The 17,812-nt window shown below is 44.5% G+C and carries 18 protein-coding genes and 1 pseudogene; 18 read left to right on the top strand and 1 reads right to left on the bottom strand.

What is annotated here, in order from left to right:
• The first annotated feature begins 89 nt into the window (after positions 1-89).
• The gene (locus BQ5321_RS03685; RefSeq protein ID WP_071393275.1) at positions 90-1,133 is read left to right on the top strand and encodes an L-threonylcarbamoyladenylate synthase; all 1,044 of its coding nucleotides are present in this window, start codon (positions 90-92) and stop codon (positions 1,131-1,133) included.
• A gap of 72 nt (positions 1,134-1,205) precedes the next feature.
• On the opposite strand, the gene BQ5321_RS03690 is transcribed toward BQ5321_RS03685, so the two are convergent.
• A complete protein-coding gene (locus tag BQ5321_RS03690) occupies positions 1,206-1,910 on the bottom strand; it encodes a polysaccharide deacetylase family protein (protein ID WP_071393276.1) in 705 nt (234 codons plus the stop codon).
• Positions 1,911-2,522: 612 nt separating this feature from the next.
• Here BQ5321_RS03690 and BQ5321_RS03695 point away from each other — a divergent pair.
• The 17 genes and pseudogenes from BQ5321_RS03695 to atpA all read left to right on the top strand — a co-directional run bounded on the left by BQ5321_RS03695 (position 2,523) and on the right by atpA (position 17,762).
• Entirely contained in the window at positions 2,523-3,077 is a 555-nt protein-coding gene (locus BQ5321_RS03695; protein ID WP_071393277.1) for a manganese efflux pump MntP, read from the top strand.
• Between the two features lie 359 nt (positions 3,078-3,436).
• Entirely contained in the window at positions 3,437-3,874 is a 438-nt protein-coding gene (locus BQ5321_RS03700) for a low molecular weight protein arginine phosphatase (RefSeq protein ID WP_084786623.1), read from the top strand.
• 221 nt (positions 3,875-4,095) lie between these two features.
• Positions 4,096-4,290: pseudogene (locus tag BQ5321_RS25060) on the top strand (HAMP domain-containing protein); the annotation flags it as partial.
• A 60-nt stretch (positions 4,291-4,350) separates the two neighbouring features.
• The gene (locus tag BQ5321_RS03705) at positions 4,351-5,229 is read left to right on the top strand and encodes a methyl-accepting chemotaxis protein (RefSeq protein ID WP_390622180.1); all 879 of its coding nucleotides are present in this window, start codon (positions 4,351-4,353) and stop codon (positions 5,227-5,229) included.
• A 120-nt stretch (positions 5,230-5,349) separates the two neighbouring features.
• A complete protein-coding gene (gene rpiB / locus BQ5321_RS03710; protein WP_071393279.1) occupies positions 5,350-5,790 on the top strand; it encodes a ribose 5-phosphate isomerase B in 441 nt (146 codons plus the stop codon).
• 377 nt (positions 5,791-6,167) lie between these two features.
• Complete coding sequence (locus BQ5321_RS03715) at positions 6,168-6,743, top strand: TIGR01440 family protein (RefSeq protein ID WP_071393280.1); 576 nt, start codon at positions 6,168-6,170, stop codon at positions 6,741-6,743.
• A 294-nt stretch (positions 6,744-7,037) separates the two neighbouring features.
• Positions 7,038-8,279, top strand: coding sequence for a serine hydroxymethyltransferase (locus BQ5321_RS03720; RefSeq protein ID WP_071393281.1), 1,242 nt, complete (start codon positions 7,038-7,040; stop codon positions 8,277-8,279).
• A 244-nt stretch (positions 8,280-8,523) separates the two neighbouring features.
• Entirely contained in the window at positions 8,524-9,153 is a 630-nt protein-coding gene (gene upp / locus BQ5321_RS03725; RefSeq protein ID WP_071393282.1) for a uracil phosphoribosyltransferase, read from the top strand.
• A 207-nt stretch (positions 9,154-9,360) separates the two neighbouring features.
• Positions 9,361-10,500, top strand: a complete 1,140-nt coding sequence (gene wecB, locus BQ5321_RS03730; RefSeq protein ID WP_071393283.1) for a non-hydrolyzing UDP-N-acetylglucosamine 2-epimerase — start codon at positions 9,361-9,363, stop codon at positions 10,498-10,500.
• Positions 10,501-10,754: 254 nt separating this feature from the next.
• Positions 10,755-13,025 (top strand): S8 family serine peptidase, encoded by a 2,271-nt coding sequence (locus BQ5321_RS03735; protein WP_071393284.1) that lies wholly within the window; start codon positions 10,755-10,757, stop codon positions 13,023-13,025.
• 348 nt (positions 13,026-13,373) lie between these two features.
• Positions 13,374-13,595, top strand: a complete 222-nt coding sequence (locus BQ5321_RS03740; RefSeq protein ID WP_071393285.1) for an AtpZ/AtpI family protein — start codon at positions 13,374-13,376, stop codon at positions 13,593-13,595.
• Positions 13,595-13,969, top strand: a complete 375-nt coding sequence (locus tag BQ5321_RS03745) for an ATP synthase subunit I (protein ID WP_071393286.1) — start codon at positions 13,595-13,597, stop codon at positions 13,967-13,969. The genes BQ5321_RS03740 and BQ5321_RS03745 overlap by 1 nt, the downstream gene beginning before the upstream one ends.
• Before the next feature lie 24 nt (positions 13,970-13,993).
• A complete protein-coding gene (atpB, locus tag BQ5321_RS03750) occupies positions 13,994-14,704 on the top strand; it encodes a F0F1 ATP synthase subunit A (protein ID WP_071393287.1) in 711 nt (236 codons plus the stop codon).
• Between the two features lie 71 nt (positions 14,705-14,775).
• Positions 14,776-14,988 (top strand): F0F1 ATP synthase subunit C, encoded by a 213-nt coding sequence (atpE, locus tag BQ5321_RS03755; protein WP_071393288.1) that lies wholly within the window; start codon positions 14,776-14,778, stop codon positions 14,986-14,988.
• A 179-nt stretch (positions 14,989-15,167) separates the two neighbouring features.
• Complete coding sequence (locus BQ5321_RS03760) at positions 15,168-15,692, top strand: F0F1 ATP synthase subunit B (protein WP_071393289.1); 525 nt, start codon at positions 15,168-15,170, stop codon at positions 15,690-15,692.
• Positions 15,689-16,225 carry a F0F1 ATP synthase subunit delta gene (locus tag BQ5321_RS03765; RefSeq protein ID WP_071393290.1) on the top strand — a complete coding sequence of 179 codons (537 nt, stop codon included), beginning with the start codon at positions 15,689-15,691 and terminating at the stop codon, positions 16,223-16,225. Before BQ5321_RS03760 ends, BQ5321_RS03765 begins: the two co-directional genes overlap by 4 nt.
• A gap of 28 nt (positions 16,226-16,253) precedes the next feature.
• Complete coding sequence (gene atpA, locus BQ5321_RS03770; protein ID WP_071393291.1) at positions 16,254-17,762, top strand: F0F1 ATP synthase subunit alpha; 1,509 nt, start codon at positions 16,254-16,256, stop codon at positions 17,760-17,762.
• Positions 17,763-17,812: the final 50 nt, after the last annotated feature.

The following is a 17,812-nucleotide window of genomic DNA, read 5'->3' on the forward strand; positions in this document are numbered from 1 at the left end:
TGTGGATAAGACTTGTGTTGTTCCCCAGCTTCTACTATACTTTCAGAGGAAATTAGCGTAAATTTTGGTAATTTTGAAGGTGGAAAATGATGAAGACAAATTATTGGTCAGTGGATAAGTTTGTGGATAATCTGGAAAATTATCCACAGATTCAACAGGCCGCTCATCTTTTAGCAAAAAATGAAGTCGTCGCATTTCCGACTGAAACGGTATACGGACTGGGTGGGAATGCACGTGAGGACCAGGCGGTTGAGAAAATTTTTACAGCAAAGGGCCGCCCGAGTGATAATCCATTAATCGTCCATATCGCTGAGCAAAGCCAGCTTGCTGCCTTTGTTGAAAGCATTTCAGCCAATGCTCAGCTGCTGATGGACCGCTTTTGGCCAGGCCCGTTAACCATTATTTTTCCGTTGAAAAAGGGATTTATTTCCAATAGAGCAACGGCAGGACTTGATACGGTTGCCGTGAGAATGCCGGACCATCCAGTTGCACTTGCGGTACTAAAGGCAGCGGGGCTACCGATTGCAGCGCCAAGTGCCAACCGTTCCGGAAAGCCAAGTCCGACAACGGCCTCCCATGTAAAAGAGGATTTGGACGGTAGAATTGCCGGCATCGTCGACGGTGGTCCGACAGGGGTTGGTGTGGAATCGACGGTGATTGATTGTACAACGGAAATTCCGATTATTCTAAGGCCGGGCGGTGTCACAAGAGAGCAGCTCGAGCAGGTAGTCGGCGAGGTTCAGGTTGATCCAGCCTTGAGTGATGAAAAGGAAGCGCCGAAATCACCGGGCATGAAATACCGCCATTATGCACCGGATGCACCGCTCTATCTTGTTGAGGGCACAAAAGAGGCCATCCAACGGCACATCAATGAGCAGCGTCGTGAAGGCAGGCGGGTGGGCGTTCTGACAACAAAGGAGAACGAAACCTATTATGATGCGGATTATATTTTTGCCTGCGGTGAGCGTGCACATCTTGAAAGTGTTGCGAGCTCCATTTATGAAGCCCTGCGCAGCTTTAATAAACAGGATATTGATGTCATCTATAGTGAGATGTTTCCAACTGAAGGTGTTGGAAATGCGATTATGAATCGGCTTTTAAAGGCAGCTGGACAGCGAGTAATAAGTGGATGAAAAAAAGCATCTGGAATGAGCAGCGTGGAGCTCAATACCAGATGCTTTTTTCGTGTGGTGTGAGTGAAGTAACTAGGATTCAATGCTTTGCAATTCATCGACGGTGACGAAGGTATAGCCCTTTTGCTGGAGTGATTGAATAACTCCCTCGATTGTTTCGAGAACCTCGTCCGCATCGGCATACATCGGGTGCAGCAGAATAATCGAGCCTGGCTCAATATTTTCCTCGATATAATTGATTTTGTCGGCGGCGGTGCTGTAGAAGCTGTCAGGCTCCAGATTCCAGGTGATCGTTTCCTTGTTTAATCGATTTAAATAATACGGCAATCCGATAAGCTTTTTGCCGTATGGCGGTCGAAAGTCAATCACGTCCTTATACCCGGCCTCCCGAATCAGCTGATCGGTATTTTCAAGCTCTTCTTTGATATAAGAAGGCGATTTGAACACCATGCGTTTATGGGAATAGGTGTGATTGCCAATTTGGTGTCCGGCTGCTACCATTTGCTTGGCTTCGTCAGGATGCTGCTCGATATCCTGACCGATGAGAAAAAACGTCGCCTTCACCTTGTACTGGTCCAATAGCGGCAGGATTTCCTTGACGTTTTCACTCGGTCCATCATCAAAGGTCAAGGCCACGACCTTTTCCTTCGTCTCCACCTGATCCGTTAAGCCGCCAAACAGCTGAAACGTCCTTGAGGAGGCTAATTCATAGGTACCATAAAATAAAAGAAGAAAGAGCAAAAGCCCTGCACCGATATATATATATTTTTTCTTCATCATCAATCTCCAACTTTCTATAAGAATCATTGCCAGCCTATTATAGCATCAATGAAGTGGATGTTGTAGAAGCTGAATTGAACGGTCATTTACAACACTTCGGGATTGTTTTCAACAGCTTACCCACAGATTTTGGGGAAAGGGCTATTTTATTACTGTAAAAAGGTCTTATGTAACAGGCTATCCACATTTCCTTTCTAACAGCGACTCTGTTTATGTGGAAAAGGGGCGATTTTTACATAAATCATCCACAATATGAATCTTGATGTGAAGTAAGAGGGGTGGAATTATAAACAAATAGGCTGCTTTTCCCCAATAACTATCCACAAATTCAATCATTCCCCCCTCTTTTAAGACGTTTTTTCGGAAAAAGAAATGTGGATAACCTCCAGTTAGGGGATATCCGCGGATTTTGGGGATATATCCACGTTTATCGGCTAGTTATCCGCGCTTTTTAGCATCATATCCGCGGTTTTGACCACTATATCCGTATTTTTACATTAATTGTAAAAATGAAGGTGCCAACAGCTCATGCTTTCGTAAAAAAACTCCTGCTTCTAAATGGACTTGGACTTGCATATGTTGAAATAGCACGTCCGAGGGGGAATTGGGATGCCGCCAATTATGGGGGAAATCATTACGATTATGATTATGGGTATTGCGCTGGGGATGGATGCCTTTTCGATTAGCTTGGGGATGGGCATGTACAAGCTAAGGCTCCGGCAGGTTTTTAAAATTGGAATCACGATTGGAATTTTTCATATTTTTATGCCTCTGTTAGGAATGGTCGCCGGCCGCTTTTTATCGGAGCAGTTCGGGGAGATTGCGGTCTATATTGGCGGAGCGCTCCTGCTCATTTTAGGAGTGCAGATGATTTGGTCGAGTTTGGCAAAGGAGGAAGGAAGCCTGATTACACCGGTCGGCTTTGGTTTAATTCTATTTGCGCTGAGTGTCAGTCTGGATAGCTTCTCGGTAGGACTGTCATTAGGAATTTACGGTGCACAAACCCTGCTGGTGCTGGCTTGCTTCGGTGCGGGTGCGACGATTTTGTCTTGGACGGGTTTACTCATCGGCCGCCGCGTTCAGGATTGGCTTGGAAAATATAGTGAAGTGCTTGGTGGCGCCATCCTCCTTTTCTTCGGAATCAAGCTGTTGTTTCCACTTTAACTTCATTTATTAAAATCCAGACACAAATTCGATGCGCGAATAGGACCCTTTTTCGACATCCTTATAGGGGTGTCTTTTTTCTTACGTGAGAGTGACAAGAATCAAAGACTAATTAGTAAGAACGAGAAAAAAATTCTTGATATGACTATGGAAGCGGATAGATTTATTCTATAATCTATAATATGCAGACAATAGTAAAGAAGGATTTTTCATCCTTGTTCATTGATTAAAATAAATGTTTTTTCAGGCTAAAAGACCTAGAAGAGTGGAAAAGGGAAGCGAGTCTGCAGGTGGTACGTACATAAAAAGCTAGTGGGGTCTCAAAAGGCTGATAAGGGTGAAGTAAAGGAGCTGTTGAGATGATGAAAGTGTTATTTGTTTGTACAGGAAATACATGCAGAAGTCCGATGGCGGAATCGATTCTTCGAAAGATGGAGATTCCCGGGTTGGAAGTGCGGTCGGCTGGAATCTATGCGCAATCGGGAAGTGCGGCTTCTGTGAATGCGATAAAGGTCTTGGATGAACAGAAGATTCCCCATCAACATCAGGCCTCCACGCTTGATGAGGATCAGGTGGAATGGGCGGACTATATTTTTACGATGACAACTGGACACAAGGAAACCATTTTAGCTCGATATTCGCAGGCTCGTTCGAAAACGTTTACCTTAAAGGAATATGCGAAGATGGAAGGCTATCCTGATATTGCCGACCCATTCGGCGGATCTGTTGATATCTATCGAGAAGCCTTTCATGAAATTAAGGAAGCGATTGAAAAGGCTATGGAAAAATTACAGTAAAAGGATACAGGCGAAATGAGAATAAAAGCAGATTTTGAGCAGGGAGAGGGAGGCGGCTAGAGGTGCAGAAACGGCAGCATAAATCGGGACTACGAAAGCAGCTTGTTGTGTTTACAACGACACTTGCTATGATTACCTATACAACCAGTGCATTTTTTATCTATTTTGTATACCCGTTTGTCAAGGACTATATCAGTATTGGAGAAATCCCGTTCACCATTATGACCCTATTACTTGGCGTGATTTGGTCGGGGATCTTAGCCTTTTTTGCCGCAGGCTTTATCATCAATCCGCTGAAGAGGCTTGAACAGGGTGCCCTGAAGGCGGCAGGCGGAGAAATTAGTGAGGATATTGAGCTTTCCAAGGCGGACAATGAAATTCGCTCACTTGGGATTGCCTTCAACGAGATGCTAGCCAATCTCCGTGCCATGGTTCAGAATATCGACGCCAATTTTAACGAAACGAATCAAAAGGTTATGGCGATTTCGGCAGAGTCAGCGGCAGCCTCTGAACAGGCACAAGCGATTGCCTCGACGATAACAGAAATAGCCTCTGGTGCTGACAATTCAGCGGTTTCGATACAGGAAACAGCGGAAGCGGTTGATCAGGTCATTCATATTGCTGCCAAGGTGGAGAAAAAGGCGGTGACGTCTGAAAAATTGTCCGTCGAAATGGTTGATGATTTACATCATGCCAAAGAGGTCATTCAATCGCTGATATCTGGCATTGAAACACTGGCAAATGATAACCAGCATTCGCTGCAAACCGTGAAGATGCTGGAGGAAAATGCGTCACAGGTGGAGCGGGTGATTGGGCTTGTTGGAGAAATTGCGGCCCAAACGAATCTGTTGGCATTGAATGCCTCCATTGAAGCGGCACGGGCCGGCGAGCATGGCAGGGGCTTTGCGGTTGTTGCCGAGGAAGTGCGTGGGTTGGCGGATGAAAGCGCAAGGGCAGTGAAGGAAATCACCGGTCAAGTCAAAACGATTCAGCATGGCGTGCAAAACGTTGTTCAGCAAATCACAAAACAGGTCGACCATGCTTCGCATGAGGTGAAAAAGGGCACAGAAACGACAGCTGCTTTGGAGGAGGTGACGAACAGCATCAATCAGATGGCTGTCTCAACCTCTGAAATCAAGGAGCTTGTTAACCAACAGATGACAGGGATTAAAGCGTTATCGAACCAGTCTGAGGCCGTTGCGGGAATAGCTGAGGAAACCTCCGCAAGCACACAGGAGGTTACGGCTTCGATTCTCCAGCAGACCGCTGTTATCTCAAGTGTGGAGCAGCTGACAATTGAGTTAAAAGAACAAGCGGAAGTATTGAAAAGTACGATTATCAGGTTTAAAGTATAAATGGGAAAATAATGGTATCGAAATGGATGGCTGAGCAAAGGACTAGAACTATTAATTTTTCAGTTATATGACAAACTAAGCAGAGAGAAAATTCAAGTAAGGACTAGGAGGAGAACGAAAATGAAAGTAGCTATCGCATCAGATCACGGTGGAGTGAATATTCGAGAAGAGATTAAAAGCTTAATGGACGAAATGGGTATTGAATACCAGGATTTCGGTTGTGAGTGCGGTACATCAGTGGATTATCCAGACTATGCCCTTCCGGTTGCGGAAAAAGTGGCAAGTGGTGAATTTGACAGAGGGATTCTTATCTGCGGGACAGGCATCGGCATGAGCATTGCTGCGAATAAGGTAAAGGGAATCCGCTGTGCTCTTGTACATGACCTATTTACGGCAAAGGTAACTCGCGAGCATAATGATAGTAACATTTTAGCAATGGGTGAGCGCGTAATCGGACCTGGTCTTGCTCGTGAAATCGCAAAAACGTGGTTAGGCGGCGAGTTCGAAGGTGGACGCCACGCTAATCGAGTAGGTAAAATAACAGCATACGAAAATAAGTAATTGTAGAGGTTGGCTGGCTACTGGAATTTCTCTAGGAAAGGGATTTTGGTAGCCAATTAGGTTTATAAGCACCTGGAAAAAGGCAAGCTGAGCTAATTGGGTAGCATAGAAAGTGTATAGGTGACCGAAAAAGGCGATGTAGAGCCAAAAGGGTAGCGTAGAGGTCTTATAGGCTCCCGAAAAAGGCGATGTAGAGCCAAAAGGGTAGCGTAGAGGTCTTATAGGCGACCGAAACAAGCCAGTCAAAGGGAATTCGGTATCCAATAAGGCAGGGTAACGAACTAACCGAGCGAAAAAAGCCACATTCGGTACCCAATCGAGCAAAGCAACGAGAAAATGCATCCAAGCAATCATGAAAATGACAGGAAAGGAAAGGGATGAGCTTTCAAATTATGACGATTCAAGAGCAAACGCAAACCATCCTAACCGATATTCAGAACCTGGTTGAGCTGCGCAAAGGGCAAATTTTTGTGATTGGCTGCAGCACGAGCGAAGTGCAGGGAGCGACAATCGGGACATCGGGAACAATAGATACGGCGGAGATTCTTTTCACGGAATTTAAAAGGTTTCAGGAAAGCACAGGCGTTGAACTTGCGTTTCAGTGCTGCGAGCATTTAAACCGGGCGTTGGTTGTGGAAAGGGAAGTCGCTGAAAAGCATGGCTTCGAACTCGTTTCGGTAGTGCCGGCGAGAAATGCGGGCGGGTCGATGGCGACTTACGCTTATCAGCATATGACCGATCCGGTGGTGGTCGAATTCATTCGTGCCGATGCCGGCATCGATATTGGCGATACCTTCATCGGCATGCATCTAAAGCATGTTGCTGTACCGATTCGCGCATCGATTGACACAATCGGCAACGCCCATGTGACGCTTGCCAGGACAAGACCAAAGCTCATCGGGGGCGAACGCGCTGTCTATGAGAAATCCAAATCCAATAAGTCTTGCAGGTAATACCCATTTTTTACAAAGAAATAACCGGCAGGAAAACAGGAATGTTCGGATTTAGCATTTATTAACATGTGCAAGCTATGCCCGTTAAGGACATAGGCTTAATCAAAGCCCGCTACAAAGCCCTTGTTTTTCAAGCAAGGGCTTATAAATCGATTGAAAAGTCGAAAAACGTAGAAAATCCTTATATTTTGGAAAAATGATATTCAATTATTCGGAAAAACATGTTAAGATATAAAAAGTTAATTTTCAAACAAACAAGATAATTTTTCAGGATATAGGATGAGGAGGATATATATGAAACACGTAGCACAGCAGGATGAAAAAGTCTTTAAAGCGATACAGCTTGAGCTTGGCCGTCAACGCTCAAAAATTGAATTAATTGCCTCAGAAAACTTTGTCAGTGAAGCAGTCATGGAAGCACAAGGATCTGTTTTAACCAATAAATATGCAGAAGGCTATCCAGCAAAACGCTATTATGGCGGTTGTGAATATGTGGATATTGTGGAAGATATCGCTCGAGATCGTGCGAAGGAAATTTTCGGTGCTGAGCACGTGAACGTACAGCCGCACTCTGGTGCACAAGCAAACATGGCGGTATACTTCACAATTCTTGAGCCAGGCGATACAGTGCTTGGGATGAACCTTGCTCACGGCGGTCACTTAACACACGGAAGCCCGGTTAACTTCAGTGGTGTGCAATATAACTTTGTCGAGTACGGTGTTGACAAGGAAACACAATATATTGACTACGACGATGTAGCAGAAAAAGCACGTCAGCATAAGCCAAAGCTTATTGTTGCCGGTGCCAGTGCGTATCCAAGACAAATTGATTTCAAGAAGTTCCGTGAAATTGCCGATGAAGTAGGCGCTTATTTAATGGTGGATATGGCGCATATTGCGGGTCTTGTTGCAGCAGGCAAGCATCCAAGCCCTGTGCCACATGCACACTTTGTGACAACAACGACGCATAAAACATTACGCGGACCACGTGGCGGAATGATCCTTTGTAAAGAAGAGTTTGCGAAGGCAATCGATAAATCCATCTTCCCTGGCATCCAAGGCGGTCCATTAATGCACGTAATCGCTGCTAAAGCAGTGGCTCTTGGTGAAGTACAACAGGAAAGCTTCAAAGACTATGCGCAAAATGTGATTAACAATGCACAGCGCCTAGCTGAAGGCTTACTAAAGGAAGGTTTAGGTCTTGTTTCAAACGGAACGGACAACCACCTATTACTTGTAGACCTACGTACACTTGGTCTTACTGGTAAAGTGGCAGAGCACGTTCTTGATGAAGTTGGAATTACGGTTAACAAAAATGCGATCCCGTATGATCCAGAAAAGCCATTCGTGACAAGCGGTATCCGTATCGGTACAGCAGCAGTTACTTCACGCGGCTTCGGTCTTGAAGATATGGACGAAATTGCCTCCATCATTGGTTTAGTATTGAAAAACCATGAGAATGAAGCAAAGCTTCAGGAAGCAAGAGAGCGCATTGAAGCTTTAACAAGCAAGTTTGTACTATATCCTGAATATTAATTAGTATAGCCGGCCTTACAATAGAGGCCGGTTTTTTTCGGTTTTATTGGCTGCTAACAGGAGAATGGGGCTGGCCGCAGTACCTCTTTTTTGCCCAATGCGGACTCCCTTCACCATAAAATTGTCTGTTTATTTACACTTTTCACTTCGTATTGCTCTTAGAGATTTTTTTCTGTAAAATAGTACGAAGTGAAAATAGACACAGATTTTACAAAATTAGACAGTTACTAAAGGAGCGATTCTAGTGGCAAAAGTATATGTTTTTGATCATCCACTTATCCAGCATAAACTTACATATATTCGACAAAAGGATACGGGAACAAAGGAGTTCAGAGAGCTTGTTGATGAAGTGGCAACGCTTATGGCCTTTGAAATTACACGTGACATGCCTTTAGAAGAAATTGAAATTGATACTCCTGTGCAAAAAACGAAATCAAGAGTGTTAACTGGTAAAAAGATTGGGATTGTACCGATCCTTCGTGCCGGTATCGGAATGGTTGACGGCGTATTGAAGCTCATCCCGGCAGCAAAGGTTGGTCATATCGGTCTATACCGTGACCCGGAAACATTAATGCCGGTTGAATATTATGTGAAGCTTCCAAGTGATGTGGAGGAAAGAGATTTCATCGTAGTAGACCCGATGCTGGCAACAGGCGGCTCTGCGATTGAAGCGATTAACTCACTGAAAAAGCGCGGCGGCAAGCATATCAAATTCATGTGCTTGATTGCAGCTCCAGAGGGATTAGAGGCCTTAAAGGAAGCACATCCTGATGTGGATATCTATATTGCGGCATTGGATGAAAAATTAAATGACCACGGCTATATCGTTCCTGGATTAGGGGATGCCGGAGATCGTTTATTTGGAACAAAATAAAGTATAATGAAGAGAAGGTTAATCTGACCTTCTCTTTTATTAAGGTTTTTTAAAAGGTTGGTTAGTTGGTTAGCGGTTAGTTGGATAGGAAAACCAACCAACCAACCAACCAACCAACTAACCAACTGTCCAACTGTCCAACCAACCAACTAACCAACTGTCCAACCAACCAACCAACCAACTATAAATAGAGAAAGGGTGAAAGGCATGAGCCCGATTAAGGTGATGACAATTTTCGGGACAAGACCGGAGGCGATTAAAATGGCTCCGCTTGTACTGGAGCTGAAAAAGCAGCCGGAGCATTTTGAATCGATTGTGACGGTGACGGCCCAGCACCGGCAAATGCTTGATCAGGTGCTGAAGATCTTTGAGATTGTCCCTGATTATGATTTGAATATGATGAAGGACCGCCAAACGCTTGTGGATGTAACGACCCGGGGGCTTGAGGGGCTTGATGCAGTGATGAAAGAGGTCGAGCCAGATATCGTATTAGTGCACGGCGATACGACCACCACCTTTGTCGCCAGCCTTGCTGCTTACTATAATAGGATAACGGTTGGCCATGTTGAGGCAGGCTTAAGGACATGGAATAAGTATTCGCCTTATCCTGAGGAGATGAACCGTCAGCTGACAGGTGTGATGGCGGATTTGCATTTTGCCCCGACGGCGAAATCCGCTCAAAACCTAGTGCAGGAAAATAAACGTGAGGACTGGATTTTTATTACCGGCAATACGGCCATCGATGCCTTGAAAACAACGGTGAAGGAGGATTATCAGCATGAGATTCTAGAGCGGCTTGGTGACGAACGCTTAATCCTCTTGACAGCCCATCGCCGTGAAAACTTAGGCGAGCCGATGCGGAATATGTTTCGCGCGATTAAACGGCTTGTTGAGGAGCATAAGGATGTTAAGGTCGTTTATCCCGTCCATATGAATCCAGCCGTCCGTGAAGTGGCTGCTGAAATTCTTGGCAATGATGAGCGAATTCAATTAATTGAGCCACTTGATGTGATTGATTTTCATAACTTTGCCTCCCGTGCCCATCTGATTCTGACCGATTCAGGCGGTGTTCAGGAGGAGGCGCCGTCCCTTGGTGTACCTGTTCTTGTCCTGCGTGATACAACCGAGCGCCCGGAAGGAATTGAAGCAGGCACCCTGAAGCTGGCTGGGACGGAGGAGGAGACAATCTACTCTCTGGCAAACGAGCTTCTCACAGACGAGTCTGAGTATGTAAAAATGGCCAAGGCCGCCAATCCATACGGCGATGGACATGCCTCCCGTCGTATTTGTGAAGCAATTAGATATTATTTCAAAAAAATAGATTCAAGACCTGAACAGTATAAATAATCATGAATAGCTGACTCTCTTTGATGAGGGTCAGTTTTTTTGTGAAATCATTGTGAGGGAGGAGTTCTTTTTTTTCCAGAAAAAGGGTAAGTGGTGATATAAGGGGAAAAAGCGCGGATATATCGTCCAAAACCGCGGATACCCACTACCCCCTCCGAAAAAAGGTCGATTTAATCGTCAGAGAAAGAAACAAAACCATCCTTTTGCATACATTCCTCATGCTTGGAAAATCTAAGGGAAAAGGAGGGGTTTGTATGAGAGGGTGGATGATGTTTTTAGTCATATGGTTCCTTTTTTCAACGATACCAGCTGGACAGGTGTCCTCTGCTGCTACAGAAAAAAGAACACTCCAGCTGCCGCCGCTTCCGAAAATAGATGAGCAGGCTGAGCAAATTGCGATTTTCCTCACTAAAGATGGCTTAGCATCGGAAGAACTCCAGCAGCTCCTCCAGAAATACTCACATACAACCCTTCGAAATACCTTCAACTATGCGCTGAAGGGCTTTTCGGCGAAGGGACCTGCGGAGGAATTGAAAAGGCTGGCACGTGAATCAGTCATCGCTGATTATTCATTGGTCAATCACTATAAGGCGGCAGACATCAACGCCTTGCCAAATCAGGGTGATAATCTTGAGATGATTGGTGCTGACGTGGTTAGGGGGATGTTTGATGGGAATCACAGACGATTGACCGGAAAAGGAGTAAAAGTAGGGGTAATTGATACAGGCATCGATTACCGTCATGAGGACCTGAGGAAAAATTATGGCGGCGGGCAGGATGTCGTTGATGGCGATGGTGACCCGATGGAAACAACGGGAATTGGCGGTGCATCGACCCTTCATGGAACACATGTGGCCGGGATTATTGCCGCAAACGGACGGATTACAGGCGTTGCACCGGACGCGACGATACTTGCCTACCGCGCGCTTGGACCAGGCGGCATGGGCACGACGGAGCAGGTGATTGCCGCGATCGAGCAGGCAATCAAGGACAAGGTGGATATTATTAATTTATCGCTAGGCAACAATGTGAATGGGCCTGATCTGCCCTTAAGTGTGGCACTAAACAATGCGGTCGATCATGGCATCACCGCCGTGACATCATCAGGGAATTCTGGACCTAATGTATGGACGGTTGGTTCCCCTGGGACGGCAGCGAAGGCCATTTCCGTAGGCGCCTCAACGCCGACGATGAAAATCCCTTATATCGAGGTTGAAGGGGTGAAAATCAGGCTCGAGCCGCTGCTCGGGTCGGTAACCTGGGATTTGGACCGCACCTATGAGCTGGCAGACGGCGGGATTGGGTTGCCGAAGCAGTTGAGGAATATGGCAGGCAAGATTGCTCTTATCGAGCGTGGAGAAATTACTTTTTCCGAAAAAGTAGATTATGCGGAAAAGGCAGGGGCCACGGCGGTTATTATCTATAATAATACGAAGGGACCCTTTCTTGGTAACCTTGACCGAAGCAGCAAAATTCCAGTCATGAGCATATCCAAAAAGGATGGAAGAGAATTAAAGAAAAAAGCAGCTCAAGGTCAGGCATATGTAAAAACCTATATAATAGAAGAAAAAGATACGCTAGCAGACTTTAGTTCACGTGGTCCGGTTACGACTACATGGGATATTAAACCGGATATAGTCGCACCGGGGGTGGCGATTCTCAGCACGATTCCGGGGGGATATCTCAGCCTGCAGGGAACGAGCATGGCGGCCCCGCATGTTGCTGGAGCCTGTGCGCTTCTAAAGCAAGCGCATCCAAAATGGGGACCTGTGCAAATCAAGGCGGCACTGATGAACTATGCAAAGCCGCTGCAGGATAGAAACCATGATGATTATAAGACCTACGAGCAGGGGGCAGGCCGGATTCAGCTTGAAGAGTCGATTGCGGCAGCGGTCCTGGTCTATCCGGCGTCGCTCCAGTTCGGCAAGTTCCAGCTAGCTGACAGACCACATGAGCATCAAGCGATTATCACGATTGAGAATACCTCCAATGCTCCGCAGAAGATAACCTTTGAGGTTCCGAACAAGGAGCCTGGAATGACCTGGCATATGCCGATGCCTGTCTATCTGGAGGCTGGTGAGAAAAAGGAGGTAAAGCTGGAGCTCGAGGTTGACCCGCAAATTTTTAAGAAAAAGATTCACGATGGCAGCCTTACCCTACATGCGGATGGAAGGGATATCGGGATTCCCTATCTGTTTGTCCTGGAGGAGCCGAATTACCCCCGTGTCATGGGGTTTGACTTTGGTGCTGGTGATCGTGAAGGGATTTACCGCTATGAGGTCTACCTGCCGGGTGGAGCAGAGGAGTTTGGGATTGCTTTATTTGATCCGGACACGTACCAATTTGTGCAATACTTAGATTGGAAGCGGAATACGGGCAAAGGCATGCTTCAAGAGGATATTCCTGTCGAAAAGCTGCCGCCAGAGGGCTTGTACTTGTCGAAAGTCTTCGCAAGAAAGGCCGGTCAGGAGGATTGGATCGAAACGTACATTCAAATATCAAAAATTATAGATATACAACATTGATAATAACTTTTCAATAGTGAAAATAATGCAAATGTGAATAAAATGTGAACACGATTTTTGCTAATGTGACATTTTCAGACTTTTCACTACAAATCAATTGACAAGGGAAATGTGGCTATTGTATGCTAACAAAGGATATAATGAGAGGGTTTTCAGATAAAAAATGTGTCTAATTTTCGACAACTACAGTGATAACGCATACAATTCACAAAAACTTCACTTTTATTATTTTAAAATCTTTATTGGAATTTTCCTGGAGTGCGATTATAATGAAAAAGTATGGTTTTGTGAATCTTTTTTGAAATCGATTTTGTCGAAATTTCGAACGGCCTGAAGGAGACAGTAGCTATGAGTCAAAGTCGCCCTTTCAAAGCCATTGCGCTCATGTCAGCAATATTATCGCAGCTGGTTGGCACCATTTTGGTTGGAATTTTTCTAGGAAGATGGTTGGATGGTCTTATCGGGACTGCACCGCTTTTTTTAATCCTTGGTTTACTCATAGGATTGACTGCGGGAATCTTCGCAATTTTCCACACAATACAACATTTTAACCAGGAGAACGATAAATAATGCTGCAGTTTAAAACGATGTTCACAAGAGAGCGCAAATACATATTTTATTTGTTAGCGGTATATGTACTAGGATGGGGCTTTACATCCTACCAATCCATATTTCTAGGTCTCATACTTGGCACGTCCCTGAGCCTGTTTAATTTATGGCTTTTGGTGAAAAAGATTGATCAATTTGGTAATGTGATGGAAAAGGGCGGCAAGATGCGCTCTCTCGGAATGATGTCGCGCATGGCAGCAGCCATTTTTGCTGTAATGCTGGCGATGGAATATCCTGAGTATATCCATCCTATTTCTGTGGTTATCGGCTTAATGACAGCTTACATTGTCATTATGATAGATAGTATTCTACAGCTTTTTCATTCGCAAAAATAGTAGGGGAAGAGAGGTGAATAACAGATGAATCATGAAGCACCTATGAGAGAGTTTCTAGGTTTAAATTTCAATTTAGCCAACGTATTGATGATTACAGTTGCAAGTTTGATTGTATTCCTCATTGCCGTAATTTCTACCAGACGACTTGCCATGAAGCCGACTGGCATGCAAAACTTCATGGAGTGGGTCATGGATTTTGTCAAGGGTATTATTAATAGTAATATGGATTGGAAAACTGGAGGAAGATTCCATGTATTGGGAATCACCATTATCATGTATATCTTTGTCTCCAACATGCTAGGGCTTCCGTTTTCGATTACATATGACGGAGTACTGTGGTGGAAGTCACCAACAGCTGACCCTACTGTAACACTAACTTTAGCTGCCATGATTATTGGTTTATCACATTATTATGGGGTTAAGTTAAGGGGATTCGGAGCATACGGTAAGGAGTTCTTCAAGCCGTTTTGGTTCATGTTCCCAATTAAGATTATCGAGGAATTCGCTAACACCTTAACGTTAGGTCTTCGTCTTTACGGTAACATCTATGCAGGGGAAATCCTGCTCGGACTTCTAGCCGGAGGTCTGGCAACAGGGGTAGGCGGCACGATTGCAGCCATCATCCCAACACTTGCATGGCAAGGCTTCTCAGTCTTTGTCGGCGCAATCCAATCGTTTATCTTCACGATGTTAACAATGGTTTATCTATCACATAAAGTGAGCTCAGACCATTAATAATATATAACCTGTTCATACTATGGACAAAAAAGAATACAATTTTCATAATCTTAAGGAGGAACTTTATAATGGGTCTTTTAGCAGCAGCAATAGCAATTGGTTTAGCAGCACTTGGTGCCGGTATCGGTAACGGTCTTATCGTATCTCGTACAGTTGAAGGTATGGCACGTCAGCCAGAAGCAAAAGGTATGTTACAAACTACAATGTTCATCGGGGTTGCGTTAGTTGAGGCGATTCCTATCATCGCGGTTGTTATTGCGTTCATGGTTATCGGTGGCTAATACAGTCAGATCGATGGTTAAAATGGCGAAGATATCTTAAGGAACCTTCGCCTTTCCTTTATCTTTTTTTTGCAATAATGTATGAAAAATGGAAATGATGACTCTTAATTTTGGAAATGAATTCAATTTCTATAGATGAATCAATGAAGTGCTAAACTCTTGAAGGGAGTGAATCGAGGGTGTTAACAAACGGTCTAGTATTAGGTTCTGCAGCACACGCAGGCTTTAACAGCGGGGATATTGTATTCCAGCTAGTTATGTTCATTATATTAATGGCGTTATTGAAAAAATTCGCTTGGGGTCCGTTAATGGGAATCATGAAACAACGTGAAGACCATATCGCGGGTGAAATCAGTGCGGCTGAGCAAAGTCGTGTTGAATCCAAGAAGCTTTTAGAAGAACAACGTGATCTATTAAAGCAAGCGCGTTCTGAAGCGCAGGAGTTAGTAGAAAATGCGAAAAAGCAAGGCGATGTACAGCGTGAAGAAATTATCACGGCTGCACGTGATGAAGCCAACCGCTTGAAAGAAAATGCGAAGCTTGAGATCAACCAGCAGAAGGAGCAGGCAGTTGCGGCAATCCGCGAGCAAGTGGCTTCTTTATCTGTATTAATTGCTTCTAAGGTTATTGAAAAGCAATTAAATGAAAAAGATCAAGAGAAATTAATTAATCAATACATTCAACAGATAGGAGAAGAGCGATGAGTAATTCAGCAGTAGCAAACCGCTATGCGTATGCTCTTTTCCAACTTGCAAAAGAAAAAAAACTTCTTGAACCAATGGAAGAAGAACTTCGTGTAGTGAGAGAAGTAGTAAGTGGGAATACGGAATTAAATACGGTCTTGAAATCACCTAAGGTTTCAAAACAGGCAAAAGAGCAGCTGATCAAGAAGGCATTCACAGCTGTAAATCCGTATGTGCTAAATACTCTATTAATTCTCATTGACCGCCATCGTGAAGATGAAATGGCACAAGTGGCTGATCAATTTATTACATTGGCAAATGAAGAAAAAGGAATTGCAGATGCAACGGTTGTATCGACTCGACTTTTAACAGAAGAGGAAAGCAAGGCCCTTTCTTCCACATTTGCCGCTAAAGTAGGTAAGAAATCTCTTCGTATTGAAAATAAAGTTGATTCCAATTTGCTCGGTGGTATTAAAGTCCGCATCGGAAACCGCATTTTCGACGGTAGCCTAAAAGGCAAGCTAGAGCGTTTGGAACGTCAATTGTTACGTTAAGTTCGTAGATTAGATAGGGGTGAAACTCATGAGCATCAAAGCTGAAGAAATAAGCGCGCTGATAAAAAAGCAAATTGAAAATTATCAGTCTGAAATTCAAGTGAGTGATGTAGGTACGGTTATCCAAGTCGGAGACGGTATCGCCCGTGCTCATGGCCTCGACAATGTCATGGCTGGAGAGCTGCTTGAATTTTCAAACGGCGTTATGGGTTTGGCGCAAAACCTTGAGGAAAATAACGTCGGTATCGTTATCTTAGGACCATACCAGGATATCCGCGAAGGCGATGAAGTTCGCCGTACAGGACGCATCATGGAGGTTCCGGTTGGAGAAGAACTAATTGGTCGTGTTGTAAACCCAATCGGACAACCAGTTGATGGATTAGGTCCAATTAATACAACTAAAACTCGTCCAATCGAATATTTAGCACCAGGCGTAATGGATCGTAAATCCGTTCATGAGCCATTACAAACAGGTATTAAAGCGATTGACGCTCTTGTACCAATCGGCCGTGGTCAACGTGAGTTAATCATCGGTGACCGTCAAACAGGTAAAACATCTGTTGCGATTGATACCATCTTAAACCAAGCGGACCAAAACATGATTTGTATCTATGTTGCCATTGGTCAAAAAGAATCAACAGTCCGTGGGGTTGTTGAAACATTACGTAAAAACGGAGCATTAGATTATACAATCGTTGTTACGGCATCTGCGTCACAACCTGCTCCATTACTATATCTTGCACCATATGCCGGCGTTGCCATGGGTGAAGAATTCATGTTAAACGGTAAGCACGTTCTTATCGTATATGATGACTTAACAAAGCAAGCCTCTGCATATCGTGAGCTTTCATTATTACTTCGTCGTCCTCCAGGTCGTGAAGCGTATCCAGGGGATGTATTCTATCTGCACTCCAGACTACTTGAGCGTGCAGCGAAATTAAGTGATGCAAAGGGCGCTGGTTCAATCACAGCACTTCCATTCATCGAAACACAAGCAGGGGACGTTTCTGCTTATATTCCAACAAACGTTATCTCCATCACAGATGGACAAATCTTCTTGCAATCTGACTTATTCTTCTCAGGTGTACGTCCAGCGATTAACGCCGGTCTATCCGTATCCCGTGTTGGAGGATCTGCACAGATTAAGGCGATGAAGAAGGTTGCCGGTACATTACGTCTTGACCTTGCTTCATACCGTGAGCTTGAAGCGTTCGCGCAGTTCGGTTCAGACCTTGATGCTTCAACAAAAGCAAAGCTAGAGCGTGGTGCTCGTACGGTTGAAGTCTTAAAGCAAGACTTGAACAAGCCAATTAAAGTAGAAAAGCAGGTTGCCATTCTTTATGCGCTAACTCGTGGTTTCTTAGATGACATTCCAGTAGCAGATATCCGTCGCTTCGAGGGTGACTTCTATGCATGGTTAGATCAAAACCGTAAAGAATTACTAGATCATATTGCAACAACTAAAGAACTACCTTCTGACGATGATATGGCATCTGCGATTAATGGATTTAAAAAGACATTCGCAGTTTCTGAGTAATAGATCGTACTGATTAGAAATGCCAACCGTAGTGGTTGATCAAGGGTGGT

The sequence above is a fragment of the Bacillus tuaregi genome (genome assembly GCF_900104575.1).
GTDB lineage: Bacteria > Bacillota > Bacilli > Bacillales > Cytobacillaceae > Bacillus_BD > Bacillus_BD tuaregi.